We start from the raw sequence: 4,082 nt of genomic DNA, 5'->3' as shown, positions 1-4,082 counted from the left end.
TGAGTGCGTCCCGAGCCGCGTAGGCGTCGGTCCGCGCGGTGGTGGTGAGTGCATGACGGAGGCGTCGTGTCCGCGGTGTGACGTGGCTACCGGCAAGGTCGAGCGCGGTGAGGCCGACGCGGATGCGGAACACGATGGTCGTCGGCTCGGGTTTCTCCACCAGCGTCAGCGCCTCGCCCAGTGCCGTGTCGAGTTCGTCTCCCGCGATGGAGACGGTCTGCGCGCGGCAGTACAACCGTAGGACCGCTGCGACGGTGTGCTCCCATGGCTCGGTTGGTGTGGTGTTGTCGAGCACGGTTATGGCCTGGTCGGGACGGCCTCGTTGAAGGAGTGACATGACGAGGGCCTGGCGGCCGTCGAGCAGTCTGTGCCCGACGCCTCGGTGTGCGGTCATGACCTCGACGGCGTCGATCCACCGCCCGGCTTGCGCCAGGGCCCGCGTGCCGTCGGAGAGTACGGCGGCCCACAGCTGCGTGCAGATCTTTCGGTGGTTCTCCGCTCCGCGCGTCGCTGCGGACAGGTCGACGCTATGGCCGCAGATGTCGGCCGCGCCTTGTTGTTGAGCGGCCCGGTAGAGCCGCTCAAACAGCTCGTAGGCGTATGTTCCGGCGCCGTCGCGGATCAGCTGCCGTGGGATGTTGAGGACTGGCTGCAGCGCGAGTGCGGCGAGGTCTGGCTCTGGGTCGCCCTCACTGGTGAAGATGTCGTAGTGACGCCAGCAAAGGTCCCGGGCGAGATCTGCCAGCCCTGCGTCCGACGCGATGAGGGCGGCGGCGTTGAACACTTCACTTGCGTGCGCCACCTGCCCGAAGCGGTCGACGTTCTTGGCCTCCCGCATGGCCTTCCCAAGGTTCCCGATGCGGTTGGCAAGGGGAAGCCCGGATGGTTTGGGGCGGCATACCAGTGGGAGCCAATGCGCTGCGGTGATGTTCATCTCAATGGTGTCCTTGAGGGCCTGGTCTGGCTGAATCCGTCCAGATAGCTGTCGCCGCGCTCAGGCCCAGTCGACCACGATGCGGGAGCTTGCCTTATCGATGACGAACCGCGGGTCGCTGGCCTGGATGGTCTCCTTGGCCCCTCGAGTGGCCATGCGGAAGCGAGGGGCGGACGTGCTGTCACGGCGGGTGCGGGCGGCCCACTCCTCGATCGCGGCGGCCGTGTCGTCGGCGAGGGCATGTGCGCGCGGCCCGTGGCCGATGACCCCGATCTCCCAGAACCGGCCGTCCGCGTCCGTGCCCTCGCGGACCGTGAGGTAGGCGATGGTGTCATGGTCGACGGTAGCCATGGAGCCCCAGAAGAAGTGCGGTGTGAATCCTGGGCGGGTTCCAGACATCCGGGAGATGCCGTTGCGAAGGGTGCAGGCCAGCCACAGGTAGAGCCACTCCCACGCCGAGCCCTTACGGAACTTCACACCGGTGTACACGCCGTATGGCGGGTGGTCCAGCACCGTCGCGATCTTCTTGACGTCCACGTCCTGCTCGGCGTAGATCTCCAGCCGGACATCGCCGGCGCCGGCGAGCCTGATGATGGTGCGCTCGTCGTCGCAGATGCCGTTACGCAGCGGCATGAACGTGGCCATCTCGCTGGAGACCGAGGTCCACGTGTCGCCGTCGCGTTCGAACGCGATCGAGCGGGAGACGCTGCCCCGGATGCGCAGCGGGATGACGAGACGGCCGTCGGGTGCGAGCTGGTTGAGGATCGCGGCAGGAATGTCGCCGGCTCCGACGGTGAAGATGATTCGGTCGAAGGGGGCCTGTTCGGGGAGTCCGGTGGCGCCGTCGCCGAGGACCACGGTCACGTTTGAAACCCCGGCCGCAGCGAGGTGCGCTCGGGCGCCGTCCACGAGGTCCTGGTCGACGTCGATGGTCCAGACCCGGCCGCCGGGCTGGACAAGCTGGCCGACGAGGGCTGCGTTGTAGCCGGTGGCCGCTCCGGCTTCCAGGATGGTTTGGCCAGGCCGGGCGTCGAGCTGTTCGAGCTGGGTGGCGACGATCGTCGGCTGGGAGATCGCGGAGATCATTTCGCCGTGGTCGTTCGTCTTCACTGACACGGTGTCGTCGGCATACGCGTCGGCGACCTCGACGTCGGGGACGAACAGGTGGCGTTCCACCGACCGGAAAGCTTCGGCGATTGCGTCGGTGCGCAAGGTACCGCTCTGCGTAAGCCTGTGCACGAGGGCGGCGCGCAGCTCGGTGGGATCGGCGACCGGGGCGGCAGTGGTGTCCATCGGCTCGTTCCTCGGGATTGGGTTGGGCGATCGGACGGTGGACACGACGCTGGGTTCGGTGTCGGCGAAACAGGACTGTGTCGCCAGCCAGGCAAGGGCGGCCTGTGTCCCGGCGCTGAGACCTGCGCGGTTGAGCGTGAACACCACGTGGTGGGCGAGCACTGCGCGCAGGCCCCGGGTGAGCCGCCCGTTGTCGGCGAGCGTGTGGAGCCGCCGGCCAGTGTCCTCGAACGCTGTGAGCCGCTCGGCCCATGCGGTGTCCGGGCTCTCCAGCCGCGTCGCGTCGGTGTGGATGAGCCGGCGCGTCGACGTGAGCGCCCGGGCGCGTCGGATGCCGGCCGGAGGCTCGGCGGATGGCCGCATCGCCGCGACCTTCGCCCACACGTCGCCCGCTTCGAACCGGTCGAGCTGGGCCGCTCGCAGCATGGTCGCGACCAGTAGCACGCAGCGTTCCCGACTCTCCGGCCGCCCTGCCTGCGTCAGCGCCGCGCGGCTGTCGGCGCAGAACAGGTCGTGGGCCACCTCCATGGCCTCCCGTCCGCCGAAGACATGGGTCTCCGGCTCGTAGATCCCGCCGACCCATCCGGAGGCCAGACCGGCGGCGACCAGCTCGTCCAGGACGTGGGCCACGGGGTACTCGGTACGCAGCCGCAGCCCACCGCGTTTGCGCACGAAGTGGAACCGCTGGCGGGCAAGTGCGGTGGATAGGGAGGCAGCGGCATCAAGGGGCACCCCGTTGCCACCGGGAAACGACACGGTGGCGTGTTGCCAGCCGGTGCCGGTCGCCAGAGTGGCGCTTTCGTCGTCCATGCAGTATCCCGTTCCTCACAGGTGTGACCCGGGTCAGTCGATCAGCAGAGCGCGTGTCCAGCCCGTGTTCCGTGTGCCGAGAAGCGCCAGCTCGGCGCCAGCTCTGCCCTCCAGAAAGCCGGGTTTGGGCACGCTGCCGAGTGCGGCGGAGAGCCTCTCGGCCAGAGCGGTGATGTGGCCTGTGAAACGGTCCGGGTCCGGGCTGTCGCCCGCTACCGCCCTGATCGTGGTCAGAAGGCCGGCCCAGCCGTGACATAGGCAGGCGTCGACGGTCAGGTGCGACGCCCTCGGATCGGTGAGCGCGGCGTGGGCCGTGTTCTCGGCCGCTTGCCGTCGGTCGGAGTCGCCCAGGGCGAGCGCGGCGAGCTGGCGGGCCCTAGCGCTGCCCACGGCCCCGTAACACCACGAGGGGCGGGCAGGCTCGACAGGCCGGGGTTCCGATCCGGTCAGCTGGTCCCAGGTGAGCCAGTATGTGGTGCCGTACCGCTCCAACCAGCGGGTGAGCGAACCGATGGCCTTCTTCTGGCCGCTGACTTCGGCGCCGTGTCGCTGCGCGATGGCCAGCAACGCCAGTACGCCGGCCGCTCCATGCGCCATGCCGTTGTTCGCGTGCCCGCCGGCCAGCTCCTCGCTGCCGGGGCCGGTGTCCGTCCACCAGCCCGGCAATGTCACGTCACCGATGTGCACCGGCTCCGCCAGTTCGACCAGGTAGGCCAGGACCTCGCCGAGCAGCGGCGTGCTCGTTCCACGAGACAGCAGCACGGCGCCCAGCCCGGTCAGTCCCCGGATCAGGTCGAACTCCGCCAGCGCCGGCCGGTCGCCCCGTGCTCGCCGCCCGATCGCCGCGGCTAGGCGCCGGACCACGACTGCGTCGACAGCGCCCTCGATCCTGCGATCGGACTGTCCGGCGCAGCGAAGCACGAACTCAACAGCAGGCGCTCCATAGAACAGGCACGCAGTGGTCCCGGCGCTCACGCCGTCCGCGACCGCTTCGGTCAGGGCGCAGTGCGCCAGCGTGAGGTGGCCGCGTTCGATGTGGAGCAGC

At 69.3% G+C, this 4,082-nt stretch carries 3 protein-coding genes; all 3 read right to left on the bottom strand.

The features are described from left to right. Positions 1 to 934, bottom strand: a 934-nt coding sequence (locus U9980_RS22650; protein WP_322769784.1) for a hypothetical protein, incomplete at its 3' end; no start/stop codon positions are given. A 60-nt stretch (positions 935 to 994) separates the two neighbouring features. After that, positions 995 to 3,037 (bottom strand): methyltransferase, FxLD system, encoded by a 2,043-nt coding sequence (fxlM, locus tag U9980_RS22645; protein ID WP_322769783.1) that lies wholly within the window; start codon positions 3,035 to 3,037, stop codon positions 995 to 997. Positions 3,038 to 3,070: 33 nt separating this feature from the next. Beyond that, on the bottom strand, positions 3,071 to 4,082 hold a 1,012-nt coding region (locus U9980_RS22640), incomplete at its 5' end, for a lanthionine synthetase C family protein (protein ID WP_322769782.1).

Source organism: Protofrankia sp. Cr1 (genome assembly GCF_963555865.1).
Classification (GTDB): domain Bacteria; phylum Actinomycetota; class Actinomycetes; order Frankiales; family Frankiaceae; genus Protofrankia.
Note: the sequence above shows the minus strand (reverse complement) of the source record. Positions and strands in the feature narration are given on the sequence as shown.